Source organism: Shewanella sp. 10N.286.52.E4, assembly GCF_041468785.1.
In the GTDB taxonomy this organism is placed as follows: domain Bacteria; phylum Pseudomonadota; class Gammaproteobacteria; order Enterobacterales; family Shewanellaceae; genus Shewanella; species Shewanella electrodiphila.
Genome location: NZ_JBFRJJ010000020.1, coordinates 17410 through 38889, shown reverse-complemented (window position 1 = coordinate 38889; position 21480 = coordinate 17410). Strand labels below are relative to the sequence as shown.

20 protein-coding genes are annotated in these 21480 nt (G+C 40.2%); 17 read left to right on the top strand and 3 right to left on the bottom strand.

Features of this window, described 5'->3' with window-relative positions; genetic code table 11:
- The first annotated feature begins 242 nt into the window (after window positions 1-242).
- The 7 genes from AB4153_RS10555 (at window position 243) to AB4153_RS10525 (ending at window position 7430) form a co-directional block, all read left to right on the top strand.
- A complete protein-coding gene (locus tag AB4153_RS10555; RefSeq protein ID WP_371997342.1) occupies window positions 243-704 on the top strand; it encodes a hypothetical protein in 462 nt (153 codons plus the stop codon).
- A 141-nt stretch (window positions 705-845) separates the two neighbouring features.
- The gene (locus AB4153_RS10550; RefSeq protein WP_371997341.1) at window positions 846-1685 is read left to right on the top strand and encodes a DUF692 domain-containing protein; all 840 of its coding nucleotides are present in this window, start codon (window positions 846-848) and stop codon (window positions 1683-1685) included.
- A complete protein-coding gene (locus tag AB4153_RS10545) occupies window positions 1685-2446 on the top strand; it encodes a DUF2063 domain-containing protein (RefSeq protein WP_371997339.1) in 762 nt (253 codons plus the stop codon). The genes AB4153_RS10550 and AB4153_RS10545 overlap by 1 nt, the downstream gene beginning before the upstream one ends.
- A gap of 336 nt (window positions 2447-2782) precedes the next feature.
- The gene (locus tag AB4153_RS10540) at window positions 2783-3148 is read left to right on the top strand and encodes a YbaN family protein (RefSeq protein ID WP_102528419.1); all 366 of its coding nucleotides are present in this window, start codon (window positions 2783-2785) and stop codon (window positions 3146-3148) included.
- A gap of 157 nt (window positions 3149-3305) precedes the next feature.
- Entirely contained in the window at window positions 3306-3857 is a 552-nt protein-coding gene (gene apt, locus AB4153_RS10535) for an adenine phosphoribosyltransferase (RefSeq protein ID WP_198589576.1), read from the top strand.
- 302 nt (window positions 3858-4159) lie between these two features.
- Window positions 4160-6970, top strand: a complete 2811-nt coding sequence (gene dnaX, locus AB4153_RS10530) for a DNA polymerase III subunit gamma/tau (RefSeq protein WP_371997337.1) — start codon at window positions 4160-4162, stop codon at window positions 6968-6970.
- Window positions 6971-7100: 130 nt separating this feature from the next.
- Window positions 7101-7430: a YbaB/EbfC family nucleoid-associated protein gene (locus AB4153_RS10525; RefSeq protein WP_102528417.1), complete on the top strand. Its 330-nt coding sequence runs from the start codon at window positions 7101-7103 to the stop codon at window positions 7428-7430.
- A 240-nt stretch (window positions 7431-7670) separates the two neighbouring features.
- On the opposite strand, the gene AB4153_RS10520 is transcribed toward AB4153_RS10525, so the two are convergent.
- On the bottom strand, window positions 7671-7850 hold the full coding sequence (locus AB4153_RS10520) for a DUF6435 family protein (RefSeq protein WP_229368820.1): 180 nt from the start codon (window positions 7848-7850) through the stop codon (window positions 7671-7673).
- 297 nt (window positions 7851-8147) lie between these two features.
- Here AB4153_RS10520 and AB4153_RS10515 point away from each other — a divergent pair, with 297 nt between their 5' ends.
- The 9 genes from AB4153_RS10515 to nadE all read left to right on the top strand — a co-directional run bounded on the left by AB4153_RS10515 (window position 8148) and on the right by nadE (window position 17092).
- Window positions 8148-8498: a putative quinol monooxygenase gene (locus AB4153_RS10515; protein WP_102528415.1), complete on the top strand. Its 351-nt coding sequence runs from the start codon at window positions 8148-8150 to the stop codon at window positions 8496-8498.
- 514 nt (window positions 8499-9012) lie between these two features.
- Complete coding sequence (locus AB4153_RS10510; RefSeq protein WP_102528414.1) at window positions 9013-9510, top strand: hypothetical protein; 498 nt, start codon at window positions 9013-9015, stop codon at window positions 9508-9510.
- The gene (locus tag AB4153_RS10505; RefSeq protein WP_102528413.1) at window positions 9503-9736 is read left to right on the top strand and encodes a helix-turn-helix transcriptional regulator; all 234 of its coding nucleotides are present in this window, start codon (window positions 9503-9505) and stop codon (window positions 9734-9736) included. The genes AB4153_RS10510 and AB4153_RS10505 overlap by 8 nt, the downstream gene beginning before the upstream one ends.
- Window positions 9737-9913: 177 nt before the next feature.
- Window positions 9914-10513: a recombination mediator RecR gene (recR, locus tag AB4153_RS10500; RefSeq protein ID WP_102528412.1), complete on the top strand. Its 600-nt coding sequence runs from the start codon at window positions 9914-9916 to the stop codon at window positions 10511-10513.
- Window positions 10514-10813: 300 nt separating this feature from the next.
- The gene (htpG, locus tag AB4153_RS10495; RefSeq protein WP_371997335.1) at window positions 10814-12733 is read left to right on the top strand and encodes a molecular chaperone HtpG; all 1920 of its coding nucleotides are present in this window, start codon (window positions 10814-10816) and stop codon (window positions 12731-12733) included.
- Between the two features lie 103 nt (window positions 12734-12836).
- Complete coding sequence (locus tag AB4153_RS10490) at window positions 12837-13700, top strand: co-chaperone YbbN (protein ID WP_371997334.1); 864 nt, start codon at window positions 12837-12839, stop codon at window positions 13698-13700.
- A gap of 133 nt (window positions 13701-13833) precedes the next feature.
- Window positions 13834-14478 (top strand): adenylate kinase, encoded by a 645-nt coding sequence (gene adk, locus AB4153_RS10485; protein ID WP_102528409.1) that lies wholly within the window; start codon window positions 13834-13836, stop codon window positions 14476-14478.
- 232 nt (window positions 14479-14710) lie between these two features.
- The gene (locus tag AB4153_RS10480) at window positions 14711-16015 is read left to right on the top strand and encodes an inosine/guanosine kinase (RefSeq protein ID WP_248954788.1); all 1305 of its coding nucleotides are present in this window, start codon (window positions 14711-14713) and stop codon (window positions 16013-16015) included.
- A gap of 246 nt (window positions 16016-16261) precedes the next feature.
- Entirely contained in the window at window positions 16262-17092 is an 831-nt protein-coding gene (nadE, locus tag AB4153_RS10475; RefSeq protein WP_229368815.1) for an ammonia-dependent NAD(+) synthetase, read from the top strand.
- A 31-nt stretch (window positions 17093-17123) separates the two neighbouring features.
- On the opposite strand, the gene AB4153_RS10470 is transcribed toward nadE, so the two are convergent.
- Window positions 17124-17702 (bottom strand): DUF6942 family protein, encoded by a 579-nt coding sequence (locus tag AB4153_RS10470; protein ID WP_371997331.1) that lies wholly within the window; start codon window positions 17700-17702, stop codon window positions 17124-17126.
- A gap of 107 nt (window positions 17703-17809) precedes the next feature.
- On the opposite strand from AB4153_RS10470, the gene AB4153_RS10465 reads away from it, so the two are divergent.
- A complete protein-coding gene (locus AB4153_RS10465) occupies window positions 17810-19264 on the top strand; it encodes an alpha/beta hydrolase (RefSeq protein WP_371997329.1) in 1455 nt (484 codons plus the stop codon).
- On the opposite strand, the gene AB4153_RS10460 is transcribed toward AB4153_RS10465, so the two are convergent.
- On the bottom strand, window positions 19245-21434 hold the full coding sequence (locus AB4153_RS10460) for a diguanylate cyclase (protein WP_371997327.1): 2190 nt from the start codon (window positions 21432-21434) through the stop codon (window positions 19245-19247). The two genes, AB4153_RS10465 and AB4153_RS10460, sit on opposite strands and share 20 nt — an antisense overlap.
- Window positions 21435-21480 lie beyond the last annotated feature (46 nt).

The following is a 21480-nucleotide window of genomic DNA, read 5'->3' as shown; positions in this document are numbered from 1 at the left end:
CAGTGAAAAAATACAAATAAGTTGAAAAAGTAATATTAATCTTAAATATCAGGTTGATACATCATAAATTTACACTATGATTACAAATAGCCTGGGCTTTCTAGCAAGAATTTTTGAAAATAATTATGATTTAGATCAATTTTTGTGAAATAAAAGTAAACGGTTGTAGGTCTATTAAAGTGTAAGCCAGCACTGTTAGTTGTTGGTCACCATTATAAAGTTTGAATATAAGGAAGATTATTATGAACTCAGTAAAACAAACTACAGTAGCAATGGCTTTAGGCGCAGTGGTATTAACTGCAGGTGTATCAACTTCTGTTGAAGCGAACCCATTTGGTTTTGAGCAAATGAATGCCGGTTACCAACTTGATGGTGGCGAAAGCAAATCTAAAGAAGGTAAGTGCGGTGAAGGCAAATGTGGCGGCGACATGAAAAAAGCCACAGAAGGTAAATGTGGTGAAGGTAAGTGTGGCGGCGATATGAAAAAAGCTGCAGAAGGTAAATGCGGTGAAGGTAAATGCGGCGGTGACATGAAAAAAGCCAAAGAAGGTAAATGCGGTGAAGGTAAGTGCGGCGGCGACATGAAAAAAGCCAAAGAAGGCAAATGTGGTGAAGGTAAATGCGGCGGCGATATGAAACAAGCTGCTGAAGGTAAAGCTAAAGAAGGTAAGTGTGGTGAAGGTAAATGTGGCGGTGCTAAGTAATTAGTTTTCTTATTTATTTACTTTAGCGGATAAACATTTTTTTACCCCATTGAGTGTTTATTGTCAGTGTAAAGTACGTCATGATAAGGCCTGTTATGCAGGCCTTTTTAATTGATAAAAAGTCATAAATGGAGTGTTGTAATGGCAAAGCAAGCAACAGTGGGACTGGGTTTACGCCGAGAGATGCTTGATGAGTTTTGTCAGCAAGTACCTGATGAAATCAACTTCTTTGAAGTCGCACCTGAAAATTGGATGACTCTAGGTGGCAAATTTGGCAAACAGTTTAGGCAGTTAACTGAACAGCACGAGTTTTTTTGTCATGGACTTTCTTTATCAATTGGTAGCCCTGAAAAGCTTGATACTGATTTCGTTAAAAACATCAAAGCCTTTCTCGACTTACATCAAATCAATATTTACTCAGAACATCTTAGCTACTGTTCTGGTACGGGCCATATGTATGATTTGATGCCAATCCCGTTTACAGAAGAAGCGGTAAGTTACGTAGCCAAAAGAATTAAGCAAGTTGAAGATATTTTAGAACGGCCTTTTATTCTTGAAAATGTTTCTTTTTACGCAGCGCCTGGTGCGCAGATGACTGAACAAGAGTTTGTTAATGCGGTGCTTACTGAGGCGGACTGTAAATTACTACTCGATGTCAATAACATCTATGTGAACTCCATTAATCACCAATATGACGCTGCACAATTTTTAGCGTCAATGCCAACTGATCGTATCGAATACATGCACATTGCAGGTCATTATGAAGAAACACCTGAATTGATGGTGGATACTCACGGCGCAGATGTTATCGATCCTGTATGGGCCCTTTTACAACAAAGTTACCAGTTGCATGGGGTATTTCCGACATTATTAGAGCGAGACTTTAACATCCCTAAAACACCAGAGTTATTGCTTGAGATTAATCAAATCCATCAATATCAGCAGCAAGCGTTAACTGCAACAAAGATCAGGAGTGCATAATGAACTTTATTGACACTCAACAATCCTTTATGGATTACATTCGCGACTCTAGTAACCCATTACCAGATGGGATGACGTTAGAGCGGATGACAGTATACAGAGAACTTTTTTTCAATAATGTTGATGGCTTTGTCTCTGGTGCGTTTCCAGTTTTAAAGTCACTTTATACTGATGACGCATGGCGTAAGCTTATACAGGCATTTTTTGTTAGTTTTGATTGTAAAACACCGATATTCATCGAAATATCTCAAGAGTTTATTGCGTTTCTACAAACCAGTTATCAAACGGTAGATTACGATCCACCTTTTATGGTGGAGTTGGCGCATTATGAATGGTTAGAGTTATACATTGCCACCGTATTTGATAATGAAAACGAGCAAGCTCTATCAGCTGAAATGCTAACGGAGTTGCCCCTAAGCTTATCTTCTAAGGCTACTGTGACTCAGTATCACTATGAAGTGCAGCATATTAGTGTTGATTACCAACCAACAGAGCCCAGTGAACAAGCATACAGTTTTTGCGTATATCGAGATGTTGATGATGAAGTGGTATTTTTACAATTAAACCCGCTTACGGCCCAAGTCCTCGGTTTTATCAGTCAAACCGATAATTGCTACTTGAGTGATATTATTGGTTGGTTACAAACTTCCTACCCGCAAATGAGCAGTGAAGCCTTATCAAATGGTTGCTTGCAGATGCTACAGCAATTGGCAGAAAAGGGCATTATTTGCACGATAAATAATCTAGATAAAGCAGAATAAATGACACAGTTATTTTGTGGTTTTTATTGACGACCTTTTTACTTACAATAGCGCGAATTTTGTGATCCAGTTCACGCTGCCAGAAGGTGGTTAACAATACTCTTAGGAATCTAATAACATGAGTCAGCCGTTTAAAGACCCATTTAACATTTTGTATTTTATTGGTTTTATCCTTGTTTTGCTATTACCAACATTACCAGCTTCTATTTCAGCTTTGAGACTTGCAGGCTTAATTTAACTGCCAATCTCAGTTATTATACCGGACTATTTTTGATAGTATCGGTTACCCAAAAACCATTCTATTGAATGGTTTTTTTGATTTGGCCCTGGAGAGATATGTCGTTAAAGCGCGGCTTTTTTGTGATTGTTGGTTTAACCAGCGTAACGCTAGGTACAATTGGTATTGTCGTGCCATTGCTACCCACAGTGCCTTTTATCTTGCTTGCGGCATATTGTTTTGCACGCTCAAGTGACAGACTTCATCATTGGTTAATGACCCATCCATGGTTTTCTCAAGGTTTGAATGACTGGCAAAACAAACGATCAATAAATAAAAAGTTAAAGCGCAAAGCCATGATTATGACAACGTTAAGTTTCGTCGTCAGTATTGCTATCGTGCCATTATTGTGGGTACAAATCATGTTGGTTTGTATGTTATGTGTGCTATTGCTTTTTATGTGGCAGATCCCAGAGTTAGATTAAAAGTTGCTGGTATTTTGCTCGTTAGTTGCAACTCTTCTCAAACATGCTTACTATCAGCCAAATCGAGTGATATGCCAGATACTATATTTGCAAATTCAGTTTAATCAGAATTGCACCATGGCTATTAATCCATTCCTTTTTAAATAGACGAATCAATATGACTATGAATCCAACCAGCTTAGCGTTAATCAAAGACAGCATTAAAGCCATTCCTGATTATCCAATTCCAGGCATTATGTTTCGCGATGTCACCAGCTTATTAGAAGATGCAGAGGCTTATAAAGCGACCATCGCATTATTTGTTGAACACTATAAGTCGCTTGGATTTACCAAAGTGGTTGGCACTGAAGCGCGTGGCTTCTTATTTGGTGCACCATTAGCATTGGAACTGGGTATTGGCTTCGTTCCTGTACGTAAGCCAGGCAAACTACCAAGAAAGACGATTTCGCAAACCTATGATCTTGAATACGGCAAAGACACATTAGAAATCCACGTTGATGCCATCAAACCAGGTGATAAAGTACTTGTAGTTGATGATTTGCTTGCAACTGGCGGCACTATCGAAGCTACTGTAAAGTTAATTCGTGAACTGGGTGGCGATGTTGCTCATGCTGCATTTGTTATCTCACTGCCTGATATTGGCGGCGAGAAACGTATCGAAGCGTTAGGTATCGATATCCTAACCTTATGTGAGTTTGAGGGCGAGTAAACCTCTTTAGCACTCTACTGGGCAGGGCAGTGTTGAACATTGCTCTGCTTGCTCTATTTGTTACATCGGTTATGGCATTGACTATCGCAACGATTAACGAATAAGTTGAAACTCTTCAGATTAAACCCATCACGCTGTTCAAGGTTCCGATTCGATTTGATGGAATTGGTATAATACTTCGCCAAACCCACCCAGCAAATAGTGTATCAATAGCGCCTGAATCACTTGCATGTTATTGTTATTTTTATTTTCGGGTAAAATTAATCGTAATCATCCCGTTTTATTAAAGCTTGGGGAATTCCATGTCTTATCAGGTGTTAGCCCGTAAGTGGCGCCCTGCAAAATTTGAAGAAATGGTAGGACAATCACACGTCTTATTAGCTCTAACAAATGCATTAACTCAGCAGCGCTTACATCACGCATACTTATTTACCGGCACTCGAGGTGTCGGTAAAACCAGTTTAGCTCGGCTATTTGCTAAAGGATTAAACTGTGAACAAGGCGTAACATCAACGCCTTGTGGTGTATGTTCTAGTTGTGTTGAAATTGCCCAAGGGCGTTTTGTCGACTTAATTGAAGTCGATGCAGCGTCGCGTACCAAAGTGGATGACACCCGTGAATTACTGGACAATGTACAGTACAAGCCTTCACGTGGACGTTTCAAGGTGTATCTTATCGATGAAGTACACATGCTCTCTCGCAGCAGTTTTAATGCTTTGCTTAAAACGCTTGAAGAGCCGCCAGAGCATGTGAAGTTTTTACTGGCCACAACTGACCCGCAAAAACTACCTGTTACGGTATTATCTCGCTGTTTGCAGTTTAATTTAAAAAGCCTTTCTCAAGATGAAATTGCTAAGCAATTAGACTTCATCTTGACTCAAGAGCAATTAGAGTACGAACCTCAAGCACTAGACTTACTGGCTAAAGCTGCGAACGGCAGTATGCGAGATGCATTAAGCCTAACGGATCAAGCAATCGCATTTGGCAGTGGCCAAGTAATGCATCAACAAGTTCAATCTATGTTGGGCAGTATTGATGCGCAGCAAGTGCTGGCACTATTAAAAGCGCTATGTGATGCAGATGTCGCCAATTTGATGCAGACCATTCAGCAGGTTCTAAGTTTTGGCGCAGATGCCGACGAAGTGTTACGCAGCTTATTAGAGCTATTGCATCAGATAACCTTGAGCCAGTTCGCCCCCGCTGCAGCGCAGCAATCATTATACAGCGAACATATTTTAGCTTTTGCTGAGCAATTAACGCCTGAGCAAGTTCAGCTCTACTATCAATTATTGTTAACTGGCCGCAAAGAACTGGCGTTTGCACCTGACCCTAAATCAGGGTTAGAAATGGCATTGCTGCGCGCAATTGCCTTTGTACCTGAAAAACCAGTAAAGCGTTGGCATACAGATGATGCCGCGCAAATAAGTTTGCCTGCAGCACCTAGCGCCGAAACAATTGCTGCATCAGCGATTAAATCAGTTGCGACAGCGGAAGTTAAGCCTGAACTTAAACCAAAGTCAGAACCAGAACTAACACCAAAACCAGAGCTTAAACCAGAGCTTAAACCAGAGCTTAAACAGGAACTTAAACCAGAACTTAAACCAAAACCTGAGTTAATGGCTCAATCAGCTGATGCTCCTGCAACAGAAGATAAGTCTGATGCAGCGCTTGCGGCTGAACAAGCCATATTGTTAAGCCAAGCCAGCAGTTTAGGCTTTGAGCAACAAGCAGTCACTCAACAAAAGCTTGAGCAAAAGCCCGAACAAAAGCCTGAGCAAGAAGTAGAGTCGAAGACTGAACAAGTAACAAATCAAGTACCGGTACAAGAGATGCAAACACCAGAGTCGCAGCCTCAGTTACCATCAAATGACCATGATGGCATGCCGATGGATGCTTATGAGCAATTTGCGCAAGCAAGCGCTGAAGGCTCAATGGATGATTATCAGCATGATGATATGAGTGCTTTCTCTGACAGTCAGTATACCGATGCTTCATTAACAGCGAACTCGCAACAAACGCGAGCTGTTGAAACTAACGCGGCCGTTATTTCAGAAACAGCATCTGAAGCAGCACCAAACCCCACACCAGAGCCAACGGCGGAAGAAACGGCAGATTTAGATGCTTTGCTTGATGCCGTGTTGGCCACCAATGATTCATTAAAAGCTGACGTAAACTCACTGGCAACAGAAGGTGAGCAAGCAAAAAAGCAACAGGCGGCAGCGAGTCCTAGTATAAAGGTACCCGCACCACGCAGTAAAAATGCCGCAGAAGGAAATGCAACAATTGAGTCATCTGATATAGGTGACAGCAATCAGGCAAAAACGTCGGTTGATAGTGCTGTTGACTCTGTTAATAATGAAAACGATAAAGCGCCGTGGGTTAAACCAGAAGGGGCGATTGAGCCGCCTATGGCTCAAGCCTTATTAACAAAAGAAAGCATCACTGACAATGCTCAAGATACTGAGCAAGTTGCCCTTAATAGTGATACAAGTTCGAGTGGTGAGGCACATTCTGCTACGAATCACGTCGAACCAGTAGGACATGGTCAATCTGAGACAGTTTCTGCAACGACTGCAGCACCTCAGTCATTAGCACCTCAATCATTAGTACCTACTGCCACAAAGGATACACAGCCTTCAACGGCACTGGCGGTAAACGGTGAGCACGATATATCTGGTGATGAGCTAGACTTACATTGGTATAAAGTGATGGCATCGCTGAGTATTGGCGGTCGTGTAAGACAATTAGCGGTCAATTCTGTTTGTCAGCGCTTAGATAATCCCATTCCGTTATTGTTAAAGCCTGATCAGAAGCATCTAGCAGCAAATGTGGCTATTGACCAATTACAGATTGCGTTAACAGAGCATTTTGGTGAGCCAACAACTGTTGAAGTGACAGTCGGTTTAGACAGAAAACATGAAACGCCCCTAGAATTAAGAAAAAGATTCCATCGTGAATTATTAGCTAATGCAAATTACGCTTTAATTAATGATGACAAAGTACAATGGATGTTCACACGATTGGCTGCGCAGTTAAATCCGGATACCCTGGTGTATCCCGCAGAGAAATTACAGGCCATTGGTCAACAAATTCCAGCTTTAGTTGCACATTAAATGGGCTAAAGCGGTAGCAGCTTCAAAAGTTTGATAGCAATAAACTGAGACTTATTGCCAATTTATTTTTTTTCAGTAAGATTAGCCCCACTTTGGCTGCTTGCTAATAACCTAATTAAGAGAAAAGACTATGTTTGGAAAAGGCGGTATGGGCAACTTAATGAAACAAGCCCAACAGATGCAAGACAAAATGGCTAAAATGCAAGAAGAGATCGCTCAATCAGAAATGACTGGTGAAGCGGGTGCAGGTTTAGTTAAAGTCACTATGACTGGTGCACACAACATCCGTAAAGTGGATATCGATCCAAGCTTGATGGAAGATGACAAAGAGATGTTGGAAGACCTTATTGCTGCAGCATTCAACGACGCAGCACGTCGCATCGAAGAAAATCAAAAGACTAAAATGGCAGAAGTCACCGGTGGTATGCAATTACCGCCAGGAATGAAAATGCCATTCTAAGACAACAAATTACTGGCTAAGCATTTAGCTAAGCTAGATTGTTGAATCAATTAAAAGCCCAAGTCATCGACTTGGGCTTTTTGTTAGAAGCTGATTTCAACCATCTTTTACAATGCCCCCTGTGTACGTTGAGTGCCAGCATAATGGTTGCCCATTTTAATAAGTTTAGATAATAAGTGTTTAAATAATAGGTGTTTAGATAAAAGGATAATAACTTGGGCATTTTCGCTTAAAGCGGCGTTAAGTGTTCGATGTGTTCTCAAGCGCCTGTATTTCATCTGCAATTAATTCAGCTTCAGCTGTGATCATTGAATAGGATTTAATATCTCCCTTCCTTTGGGCATGCATCGCTTGTTCAAGCTTGATTTCATAGGCTTTATTGAGCTTCTTTAATGGGTCACGTTTGAATATTGACAACATGTGGTTCACCTGATGATTCATTGTTTATTTCTAATACGTTCCCCATTTAAGTTTGGTTTAACAACTAAAGTTAAAACATAGCAGACGATTAAATTTATAATATAAAGAAACCCTTGGTTGTCTTCGAGGTGTGCAGCGGTCGGTTATATGTATAAATCTTCACAAATATCATTGTACTTTTATATACATTTTTTATATGTGCTAGTGTGCGATGACTTATAGCGAGTTGTGTTAATAATGCATTGTAAGGTACTGTACTAGCATCGGAAGTAACCAATTGGAATGTAGGGGAATATAATGACAAGTCGTGTATATGTATTGGCTCAGTTTAAGCCGAAAGCGGGTAAGGAAGCTGAATTATTTGAAATACTGAAAGCGCTTGAGCCTGACTCATATCGTGAAGAAGGTTGTATTCAATACATGCTTACTCGACAAATCGATCATTCAAGTGCAAGTCGAAATGAATACCCAATCGTTTTTAATGAAATTTGGGATAATGCAGATTCATGGTCCGCACATGGTCGTAGGAAGCAAATTCAACATTTCTTTGAAACTCAAGTTAAGGCTGAAACGGGGTTGGTTGACGATGCTATCGTTACTGCATACACCGATGAAGGCTATGAGTATGATGCCCCAATCTACGAATAATGTCGCACTAGCGTAAGTCATTTCACTCATAAAACTCGTTTAACTGATTTTATTAAGTGCTAAGTGCTAAGTGCTAAGTGCTAAGTGCTAAGTGCTAAGTGCTTGAAGCAGAGAGCCCCTGCAGCGGGACTCTCTACTTAATATGCTCTGTGATGCTAGCCCTGTGGTTTTAGCCCCTGTGATTTTGCCATCTGGGTTCTCTGTCTTCTGTGACGTAAGCCATCTCGCCACTCAATAAGATTTACTCACCATCATTCCCTTTATTCGTTTTTACCCATCTGTTTTATTTGTTTTACATTATATTTTTTAAGATATTTTTCTTAAAATTTAATGATTTAAAATGTCATTTACCGATGAAGTCTCATTGAGGTATGGCAGGCTACTGAGGTCATATGAGATCCAACTTAAGTATTCAATACTGTACCTCAGGTTAAAAATATTTGACACGACTAGAAAGTAAGCATAAATTATATGCAGGTTAAATATTTTTTACATGGAGTGAGGTATAGTTAACATGAGTAATTTGCAAAAGGTACATCAGTGGTTGCAAGAAACCAGTTTTAGAGAAGTGACGCTGTCAGTGGATTTAATTGTGACGGGTTATATTTTTTATATTTACTTAAGCAGAATGTATTATGCATCAGCTGAAGAATTGGCCTCAACCGTATGGATTTCTGGAGTGTTATTGGAGGTGATCATTTATTCGGTTGTACTGATGGTCATCAGTTATATCGCCTTAGCGTTTGTGAGCGATGATGAACTTAATCAACCTATGGATGTACGTGAAAAGCAAATTAATTTAGTCGGTTATAAATACTCTGCGATGATCTTACAAGTTGGTGTTGTACTGGCAATGGTACAATATGGTATTGAACAACAGGCTGAGACGATACTGTTTGAAACGATTCCTCATTTGCCGCTGCATATCTTACTGGTGGCTTTTTTAACCGCAGAACTCGCTCATTATGGCGTGCAATTATATAAAGGGCGTACGGGTGATATTTATGGGTAAAAATGATGCAGGGGTAGGGATATCTAACTCTATTCGCACCTTACGCTTTTTACATGATGAAATGACACAGAAACAATTAGCTGAATTAATTGGTGTTACAAGACAAACCGTGATGGCCATAGAGTCAAATAAGTATTCACCCACGCTGGAAGTCGCCTTTAAAATTGCAGAGGTGTTTAATTTGCCCTTAGAGGAGGTTTTTCGGTATCGCTCAACCGCTGATTAACAGGCTGTGAGTTTATTAATGAGTCTTATAAAGGCGAATTCTAAAGCCATTAGCCAAGATACTCTTTGCAATCTTTAACGCTTACGATAATAATTCACCCATTCTTCAGCCGATGTTTATTATCGATGCTGATACCATTTTTTAGTGCACTTGCACTGCTAAGGCAGTTTTTAGGTTATGAAATTTAGTCCTCTTGTCGATGAGTTAATTGAATCGTTACGTTGTTTACCTGGTGTTGGGCCTAAGTCTGCTCAACGTATGGCGTTTCAATTATTAGAGCGTAACCGCAAAGCTGGGCAAAAGCTTGCCACTGCGCTAGAGCGTTCGATGAGTGAAGTTGGCCATTGTCAGGCTTGTAGAACCTTTACTGAACAAGATTTATGTCCTATTTGCAGTAGCCCTAAACGCGGTACTGCAGGAACCATTTGTGTGGTAGAAACCCCTGCTGATGTGTTGGCTATCGAAGCTGGCGGCCATTTTATGGGGCGTTACTTTGTCCTGTTAGGCCATTTGTCGCCTCTTGATGGCGTCGGACCAGAAGAGTTAGGTCTGGCTTTACTTGAAAAGCATTTATCATCAGAAGATGTGACCGAACTTATTTTAGCGACTAACCCAACAGTCGAAGGCGACGCAACTGCGCACTTTATCGCTGATATTGCTCGTCGTCATAATGTGGTAATTAGCCGCATTGCCCATGGTGTTCCTGTGGGTGGAGAGCTTGAGTATGTCGACAGTACCACACTGGCTTTATCATTTAATGGTCGTATTCCGTTATAAACTGATGCTTTTGATTTAACACTTCTAAGCTGATTGTTTGAATTCAAAACTGTGAATATATCCTGAATCTAGAGTTAATTCTTACCTAAAGAACGGTCTAATTATCAGCTTCGTGTCAAAACTGAATATTAAAGGGCTAATTTAGCCCTTTTTGCGTTTTTTTTAGGCATGAGAAAAAAATCCCCTTGAAAATTCATTTTCACGCCCCATTTCCTAGGTAACAAAGAATTTTAATTGCATTGAAAACTTAACCGGTTTCAGTGCAATTGCAGTATTAACGTTAAACCAAGGGAAATTTTCATGTCTCAACAAGAAACACATGGCTTTCAAACCGAAGTAAAACAACTTCTTCATCTGATGATCCATTCTTTATATTCAAATAAAGAAATTTTCTTACGTGAACTAGTTTCAAATGCGGCCGATGCGGCTGATAAGTTGCGTTACCTTGCATTAACCGACAACACCTTATTTGAAGACGATACTGAACTGCGTGTTCGTATCAGTACCGATAAAGAAAAAGGCACCGTTACGATTGAAGATAATGGTATCGGTATGACACGTGATGGTGTGATTGAACATTTAGGGACGATTGCAAAATCAGGTACGGCTGATTTCTTCAAAAACTTGTCAGGTGAAGAATCAAAAGATTCGCAACTTATTGGTCAGTTCGGTGTAGGTTTCTACTCTGCATTTATCGTTGCGGACAAAGTAACTGTTCGTACTCGTGCAGCAGGCGCCGATGTTAACCAAGGTGTTGTGTGGGAATCAGAAGGTGAAGGCGACTTTACTGTCGATACCATTACTAAAAACAGCCGTGGTACTGAAATCACTCTACATTTACGTGATGAAGAAAAAGAATACGCAGACGATACACGTTTACGTTCAATCATTACTAAGTATTCTGATCATATCTCAGTACCAGTAGAAATGTTTGAAGAAGGCACACCTGCGGTTGAAGCGGCTGAAGAGGGCGGTGAAGCGATTCCTGCCACTGAAGGTCAGTGGAAGCCAATGAACAAAGCCACTGCGCTTTGGACTCGTAGCAAGTCAGATATTTCTGATGAAGAGTATCAAGAATTCTACAAGCATATTTCGCACGATTATGGTGATGCTGCTAGTTGGTCTCATAACCGCGTTGAAGGTAAGCAAGAGTACACAAGCTTATTGTATATCCCAAGTAAAGCGCCGTGGGATATGTTTAACCGTGATGCGAAAAACGGTCTTAAATTATTTGTTCAACGTGTATTCATCATGGATGACGCAGAACAATTCATGCCGACTTATTTACGTTTCGTTAAAGGGTTAATCGACTCAAACGATTTACCATTAAACGTGTCACGTGAAATTTTACAAGACAACAGCGTAACCAAAGCACTTCGTGGTGGCGTGACTAAGCGTGTATTAGGCATGCTTGAAAAAATGGCTAAAAATGATGCTGAGAAGTATCAAACATTTTGGGCTGAATTTGGTCAAGTATTAAAAGAAGGCCCAGCTGAAGATTTCGCTAACCGCGAACGCATCTCTGGTTTACTTCGTTTTGCTTCAACGCACAATGACACTGCAGCCACTGACGTATCGCTAGATGACTACATTAGCCGTATGAAAGAAGGTCAAGACAAGATTTATTACATCGTTGCAGACAGCCATGAAGCGGCAGCAAACAGTCCACACCTTGAATTGCTGCGTAAGAAAGACATTGAAGTTCTGTTAATGTCAGAGCGCATCGATGAGTGGTTAATTAACCATTTAACTGAATTTAAAGATAAGAAACTGCATTCAGTAACTCGTGGTGATTTAGAACTTGGCGAACTTGAAGATGCAGCTGAAAAAGAAGCTCAAGAAAAATTAGCTGGTGAAGCTGAAGGGCTAGTTGAGCGTATGAAAACAGCATTGGGCGCTAAAGTTGCAGACGTTAAAGTGACGTCTCGTTTAACTGATACGCCTGCGTGTGTTGTTGCTGGTGAAGGTGAAATGTCATCGCAAATGATCAAGTTGATGCAATCAGCTGGTCAGCCAGTACCTGAGTCTAAACCAACGTTTGAAATTAACCCGCATCATCCTCTTGTTGAGCGTTTGAACAATGAGCAAGATGAGCAGTTATTTGCTAACTGGGCTGACTTGTTGCTTCAGCAAGCACAACTTTCTGAAAAAGGCAGCTTAGCGGATCCATCTGCATTCATTAAGCTAACCAATGAAATGCTAGTTGCTAGCTTGAAGTAAACATTCTTCATTATAAAAAAGCGGACCGAGTGTCCGCTTTTTATTAGCATTCATTTATAGCCAGTGTGATACTGGTTTGAAGGATAGCTAACAAGGATCCACGATGGAACATATTATTAATTTAACCAAAGAGAACATTCAGCAGGTTGTTGATGCCTCAATGGATAACTTTGTTGTTATGTCTTTTTGGGCGCAGCAACAGCCTGAAAGTGTGCAAATGCTGCAGCTGATGGAGCAAATTGCCAACGAGCAAGCGGGTCGCTTTATTCTCGCTAAAGTGAACTGCGAAGCTGAGTTAGAAATTGCTAACTACTTTCAAATTCAAAGTTTACCGACGCACCTTGTGTTAAATAAAGGCCAACCGATAGATGGTTTTGCTGGTACTCAAAGTGCCGAGCAAGTTAATGAACTATTAAATAAGCATTTACCCGCACTATGGGTTCAAGATGTGAACGCCGCTAAAGCCATTTTAGCTGACGAAAATGTCACTAAAGAAAAGTTAGAAGAAGCGTTAGCACTACTAAAAAGCGGTTACGCCGATTCAGGTGAAAAAGCTGAGATTGGGTTATATCTTGTTGATACCTATTTACAACTGGGGGTATTAGCAGAAGCGAAAACCCTGCTGGCAACAATAGGCCTTGCCGATCAAGACAGTTATTATCAAAATCTTAAAGCGAAACTGACTTTGGCAGAAGATGCCGCTGACACTCCAGAAATTCGTCAGTTACAACAAGCCCTTGAGCAGCAACCGGACAATGCTGACCTTTCAATTGATTTAGCCAAAGCGCTTAATCAAGCTAATCGCGGTGAAGAAGCACTAGACAGTTTATTTGTGATTTTACAAAAAGATTTGTCGGCAGCTGATGGCAAAGTCAAACAAGTGTTTATGGAAATACTTACAGCGTTAGGCCAAGGCAACACCTTAGCGAATCAGTATCGCCGTCGTTTATATAGCTTACTGTATTAAACGCAACCCTTTTATGTACGTCATGACGTATTAGATATTGGTCTAACTCTTTCGCTTTTAACCTTCTAAACAGAGGTTAAATGTGCGAGAATCGCGGCCTAAAAATATGAAAGCAATAAAGAGGACTTTTGAGATGCGCATTATACTATTGGGTGCCCCTGGTGCCGGTAAAGGTACACAAGCTCAGTTTATTATGGAGCAGTACGGTATCCCACAGATCTCAACTGGTGACATGCTTCGTGCAGCAATTAAAGCTGGCACAGCATTAGGCTTAGAAGCCAAATCAGTGATGGATGCGGGCCAGTTAGTATCAGATGATCTAATTATTGGTTTAGTTAAAGAACGCATTGCACAAGATGATTGTGTTAAAGGTTTCTTATTAGACGGTTTCCCACGCACAATTCCTCAAGCAGATGCGATGGTTGCTAATGGTATCGAAATTGATCACGTTATCGAAATTGATGTACCAGACGAAGAAATCGTTAAACGTATGAGTGGCCGTCGTGTTCACTCTGGTTCTGGTCGTGTTTATCACCTCGTTTACAACCCACCAAAAGTGGAAGGTAAAGATGATGTGACGGGTGATGATTTAGCTATCCGTCCTGATGATGAAGAAACCACAGTACGTAAGCGTTTAGGTATTTACCACGAGCAAACTAAACCGTTAGTAGAGTACTACGGTAAAGTGGCTGCTGAAGGTAATACTCAGTACACTAAGTATGATGGAACACAAACTGTTGCAGCTGTAAGCGAGCAAGTTAAACAGTTACTAGGTTAATCGCCTACGTTATGTGTTAAACAACGGTATCCAATTGCTGTTGTTCATAAAAAAGCCTGCATTGCAGGCTTTTTTATGGCATAAATAAAATCAACATCACAAAATATAACAAAGATAGATATCTATCTTGGTGTTGATTGTTTTTGTGTTAAAATTAGCGTTTGGTAATAAGCAAAATGCCGTTTCAATCCATTATCCTTTATAGCACGGATGCCTACTCAGAGAGTTTAAGATGAAGTTTCCTGGTCAACGCAAATCTAAGCATTATTTTCCGGTAAATAACAGAGATCCGTTACTGGCTCAGTTAACCCAACAAGAGCAGTCAGTATCGACTTATATTTGTGGTATCGACCAAACCTTGGTAGATATTGAAGCTAAAGTAGAAGACGAGCTATTAAGCCGTTATGGTCTGCCAAAAGGGAATTCAACCCTGATTGATGACCAACAAGCCCATGAGCTTTATCATGAGCTAAAAAACAATGAGATGATCAGTGACGAGTTTGCTGGTGGCACCATTGGCAACACAGTTCACAACTACTCCATATTGGCTGATGATCGTTCAGTACTGTTCGGCGTGATGAGCCAAAATATCATGGTTGGTAGCTATGCATATCGTTATCTATGTAATACTTCTTCGAAAGTTGATTTAAACTACCTGCAACCCGTTGATGGCCCTATTGGCCGTTGTTTTACCCTTATTTCTGAAGATGGCGAAAGAACATTTGCGATTAGTAAAGGTTCAATGGATAAACTCACCCCTGAGTATATCGATAAGGACGTGGTGCAAAATAGTTCAGCTTTAGTGATCACGGCGTATTTAATGCGTGCAAGTGAAGGCGATGGCATGACATCAGCTGCGATGCAAGCGATCGAGTATGCTAAAGCGGCAGATGTGCCAGTAGTGCTTACATTAGGTACGCGCTTTTTAATTCAAGAAGATCCAAAATGGTGGCAGGATTTCATTCGTGACAATGTGACTATTTTGGCGATGAATGAAGATGAAGGCGAAGCGTTAACAGGCTTTAGTGACCCGTTACTAGCGAGCGATGCAGCACTAGAGTGGGCTGATATGGTACTTTGTACAGCAGGTCCGTTAGGCTTATATACTGCAGGTTATACTGAAGATTCTGAAAAACGTGCAACGAGCCATACTTTATTGCCGGGCGCCATTCCAGAATTTAACCGTTTCGAGTTCTCACGTCCTAAATTAAAAGCAGATTGTGAAACGCCGATAAAAGTATTTGCGCATATTTCTCCTTATATGGGCGGACCTGAATTAATCAGAAATACCAATGGTGCAGGCGATGGCGCATTAGCTGCATTACTGCATGATTTATCGGCGAATACCTTCCATAAAACCAATGTACCTGGTTCAAGTAAACATCAGCGTGATGGTTTGTGTTATTCGTCATTCTCGCAAGTATGTAAATACGCTAACCGTGTGGCTTATGAAGTATTAGCACAACATAGCCCAAGATTGTCTCGCGGTCTTCCAGAACGAGAAGATAGCTTAGAAGAGTCATACTGGGAAAGATAATATTTCTGCAGTTTTACAACGTTTTTAAATTTGTTTAATAGGCGACCATAGCAGTATGGTCGCCTTTTTTATTGGCATTGATAATATGTAAATAAGCACAAGATGTACTTGGTTGATGAGACAAAGTTCAGTAGGATGTTGAGGTAACTGGCAACTACCTCGTTGTAAGTAGAATTATTGGTCAGTGAACAACTGCTAATAAAAATGGCAACTAAATCAAATTCTAAAAGCTAATTGGAGAGCATTGTGAAGGGACAAATCTTAAGAGAGATGAAAGTACTTAAGGCTATTGAACCAGCTTATGAAGTTGAGCGCCGAGTGGCTTTTCTTAAAACTAAATTAGTTGAAGCGCACGCTCGCTGTTTAGTGCTAGGTATCAGTGGTGGTGTTGACTCATCTGTCACGGGAAGATTATGTCAATTAGCGGTTGATAGCTTAAATGAATCAAATTCAGAGCAAGTTTATCAATTCGTAGCAGTGCGCTTGCCTTATCAAGTTCAAAAAGATGAAGATGAAGCGCAATTGGCTTGTCAATTTATCCAGCCTTCAAAGCAAGTGACCGTCAATATTGCTGATGGTGTGGTTGGTGTGCATAACGCTACAGTATCTGGGCTTGAGGATGCTGGGATCGCGGTAGCTGAAAATGACAATCTCGATTTTGTTCGTGGTAACGTTAAAGCCCGTATGCGAATGATTGCTCAGTATCATATTGCTGGCCTTACTGGTGGTCTAGTGGTTGGTACCGATCATAGCGCTGAAAATATTACTGGTTTTTACACCAAATTTGGTGATGGCGCTTGTGATTTAGCGCCATTATTTGGGTTAAATAAACGCCAAGTACGCCAGCTAGCGAGCTTTTTAGGTGCGCCAGATGTACTTGTTAAGAAAGCACCAACAGCGGATTTAGAAGATGATAAACCGCAACTTGAAGATGAAGTCGCACTTGGGCTTTCATATGATCAAATCGATGACTTTTTAGAAGGTAAAACCGTTGATTCGAGCGTAGAAGACAAATTAATTGGCATCTATAAACGCACTCAGCATAAACGTCAGCCGATCCCAACGATTTATGATTAACATTTATGGCGACTGACTAAACGAGTATCCTTTAAAGCAGCTTGTTGATGTAATCTCTGACGACACTTATTTGTTGATTCGAAAATTGACGATAATCTAAATATGGCGTAATAAGTACCTGCTTATGCGCCATTATTTTTTGTTTTTCATCTATTGGCTTAGCGTGCAATATAGCTTGGTTTATATCGAAATTATTTAATGACTCAGCCTTTGACAAAGCGTGCTGTTGCAATTCCTCTAACGCCTGCTGACCACAAATTATATGCAGCTTTGCATCGGGATTAAGCGTGGTGTGGTTGATTAATAATTTAACGGTTAACTTTTGGGGTGATGGTAAAAATAGATCTTCTCGGCATTCTCGCCACGCATCCGCAGAATCAGAGTGGGCAGTAATTTTAGCCATAATAGTGACAATTTTTCGCCAATGATTGCCGTTTAGCTCAATAATTTGTTTGATAAAGTGCGGGTTATCATAGTGAATATTGGCTGGTAGAGTCGGTGGGTTAGGTAAGTAAAATGCGATGTCAGTATTTTTATTACCGATACAAGTCGATTGGGTATTTTCTAACGAGAGGTTTGATGTCATATTATTGTCTGTTAATTCAATCATTTTTCTTAGATTATCATTAATATAAGCTAGACTATAACTCACTATTAGCCATATCAGTAAGCTCAATTTTTAGTTGTTTAATTGTAAATAGTATCAAGGACAGATTGATGAAAGCCATTGTTATAGGCTCAACAAAACATGCATTATTTTTTGCTATTTACGGTTTTATAGGCAGTGTCATCGCTTTATTGGTTGCCATCGTTTGGTTACTGAATGCTCGCGCAGAGTTAGACCCTTGGCATACCACCCATTTAACACAAGAGTTTCATCAGCAATCTGGTATAAACACTTTTACAGAGTACCTCACACTAGAAGACAAACTCTTTGCAGAGCTTGATAGCAAAATTTATCAACAATATATTCCCGAGATACCTTCAGTGATTAACCGTTACGAGTCGGGGAGTTTGTCAGATCCTAATATTTGGGACATTAATTGGAACCGTTCTTTTGAATGGCAAAATGAACAAGCCGAGTTTGGTGTGTTATTCATTCACGGTATGTCTGACTCACCTTATGCTATATCGCATTTGGCAAAAGAGTTTAAACAATCTGCGCATGTATTAGGTTTACGCTTGCCTGGACATGGCACTATTCCTGCTGGATTGGCTGAAATCACTTGGCCAGATCTTGTGAGCGCAGTAGCACTAGCAACCAGTCATATGAAGGCTAAACTGAATGGTAAACCTTTATATGTCGTGGGCTTTTCAACGGGAGCAGCGCTGGCGTTAAACCTAGAGCTCGAACGCATTGCATCGAATAAGTCAGCCGATTACCAAGGTATGGTGTTTATCTCGCCAGCGATAGGGCTTGCACCAATTGCTGCTGGAGCAAAATGGCAAGCATTGCTTGGAAATGTATTAGGTTATGAAAAGCTATTTTGGAATAGTATATCGGTTGAATATGACCCGTTTAAATATACTTCATTTGCAGTTAATGCGGGTGATGTGGTTTATCAATTAGCCCAGCGTAACCTTGATATTGTCCAATTACTAACGCAAGAACAGAAGCAACATATCCCGCCTGTATTGACCTTTCAATCTATCGCTGATGATACGGTTTCTTCAGCTGCAGTGATCCTGAATTTATATCAGTACCTGCCAGAAAACAAACATCGTTTAGTTGTATTTGATATTAACCGTAACCCCAATAACCATCAGTTAATCACTAATGATCCACTTAATGAAATGGCATCACTTTGGGCTGATTTGCCGATGAATTATCAGCTGAATATGATTGAGAATGATCGTGAACGCGATCATTATGTTCAGGAGCGGATCTTCGTAGGAGGAGAAGTTAAAGCTGAAAATGGGATGCCTTTAGCATGGCCATTAGGCGTTTATTCATTATCACATGTGGCTTTGCCGTTTCCTGAATTAGATCCTTTATATGGACCACATTATCAAAAGCAAAACCCTCATATTCAAATTGGCCAAGCCATATTTAAGGGGGAGCGAGGCCTATTTGGGATCCCCGCAGCTGAAATGTTAAGGCAAAAATGGAACCCTTTTTACCCTTATATGATTGAACAAATGGAACAGTTTATTACACCTTCTGCTCAATAGTGTCATCGTTCACGACATTAATGATTACTTTATTCCTGCCTTGCTCTTTAGCTACATAAAGGTTGTCATCGGCAACTTTTATCCAGACATCGATGTCAGTGGAAAAACTCGCATTAGCTGTAATAGCACCAATACTGGTCGTGACTGAAAATTGCTGGTTATCTGTAGGGGAGGTAATAACCAACTCAGATAATTTTTGTTTGAAATTATTTAAATGTTGCTCAATTTTAAGTGCGTTAGACAGTGGCAAAATAAGTAAAAACTCTTCTCCACCGTAACGGGATACAATATCAGTATCACGCTTAAATTCATTTTGAAGTAATGTAGAGACGACACGTAAACACTCATCACCAGCAAGGTGACCATAAGTATCATTCACTTTTTTGAAGAAGTCCAAATCAAGAATAACGATAGTTATTGCATGCTCGCCACGTAAACAAAAGTCCAATAAGGCATCAAATTTATCTTCAGCATAACGGCGGTTTTTCAAACCTGTTAGTGGATCTTCCTCAACTAAAGCGAGTAACTTTTGATTGGCTTGTTCTAATTCATCGGTGCGGATAGCAACGGTTTCTTCAAGCTCAAGTTGATGCTTTAACAAGGCTCGTTTACTTGAGGTTAAGCGTTGATATAAGTTAAACACTTCTTTCGATGAGTTCTCATCGACAACTTGGCTTTTTAATTCCTCATTACTCATTTCACCAAATTGATTGGCGACGATTTCTAATGGGGCTGTCAGTAGCTTACACACCTTTCTCGAAATGAGTGAAGTTAATATAATTGAGATGATGAGCAGGATAAATGTCCCCAGCATTTGGTTTTCTGCCGTTTTTAACAGTGGAGATAAAGGTTGAAGTACATAAAGCTGCCAGCCATTATTTAACTGCTTTTTAGCATAGACATGATCGGGTGATGTCGATTCGAAATTACTAATTTTTATCACGTCTAAGGCTGTGTGATAGTTGCCTTTATCATCAGAATACTGAAACTCTTGATGTTCTGTTAATCCAAGTTCTGGAGTAGCATAAATAATGTGATTATTTTCATCCACCAATATCAGCATCTCTTTATCTCCAAAAGTATTCTTATTATCAATACTGGAAAAGAAACGTAAATCTAATGAGCCTTCGATAATACCTGTAACATTGATTTTATTATTATCGCTATAAAACGGTGCGCTAATTGCGACAATGGAATCGTTACCAAATCCGCGTCCTTGAAAAACTGATGAGACAAACAAACGACGATTGTGGAATGATTCAATAAAGTAATCTCTATCCTTTATCGACATATCTTTGAGTTGGTTATTTTCGTCCAACATCATCGCACCAGGACTGCCTGCAACGACCTTTGCATCATTATTTGCAATCAACATGGTGATAAAGCTCGGATAATTACTGTGTAACTTACTTATCATTGGCTGCCAAGAGTCGGCATTGCTATTAGCCAAACTAAGGAAGTTTGCCGCGTTTTCAATGACCTTCTTGTGATTTTCAATATACTGCTCGGTAGCAGAGCTTAGATGCACTGTGGTATCGGTTAAGTTACGCTGCAATAAGGTTTGCTGCTTTGCTAAAAATAAATAGTTAAAGGTTAACGCTGAAATAAGTAAACATAGGGTCAACATCAAAGTCATGAAGTAGGTGACTTGGCCATTAAAAGAGCGACGTGCTTTGGGAGTGCCTTGACCGTTGATTGACCAAAGCTTAGGGATTAACACAATCAATAACGAACCTAAACTCGCGTAGATGAGCCCATTAATACTTTGTTTGATTATGGCAAACAACATATGACTGTCGGGAAGGTCACTGAAGGTTGTCATATAAAGATATGTCAATGGCATGCCAATGGTCAGCCAATATAAAGCGCTACCATATAATGGATATACCCCTCTTCTGCGGGAATAGCCGATAAACAGGGCTTCGACACCAAAAATTAAATAGACGTGCGGGCTGTCCCAGGTGAACATTAACCCTGAAGCACTCAAGAGTGCGGTAATTAGGGCGTATCCAGGACCTAAAATTACAGCAGAGATAATTGTAAAGGTGTTACCAAGCACCAATTGGACATTGGCAAAAATAGGAATGGGGTAACAATTGATAATAAAACCAATCACACCTAAAACAAGTGCAAATACGAGGTGTTGAGAGTTGAGGCTTTTGTTATTCAATGAGTCATCCTTTTCATTATTCTAAAAAATATTACCTGCCTTATTC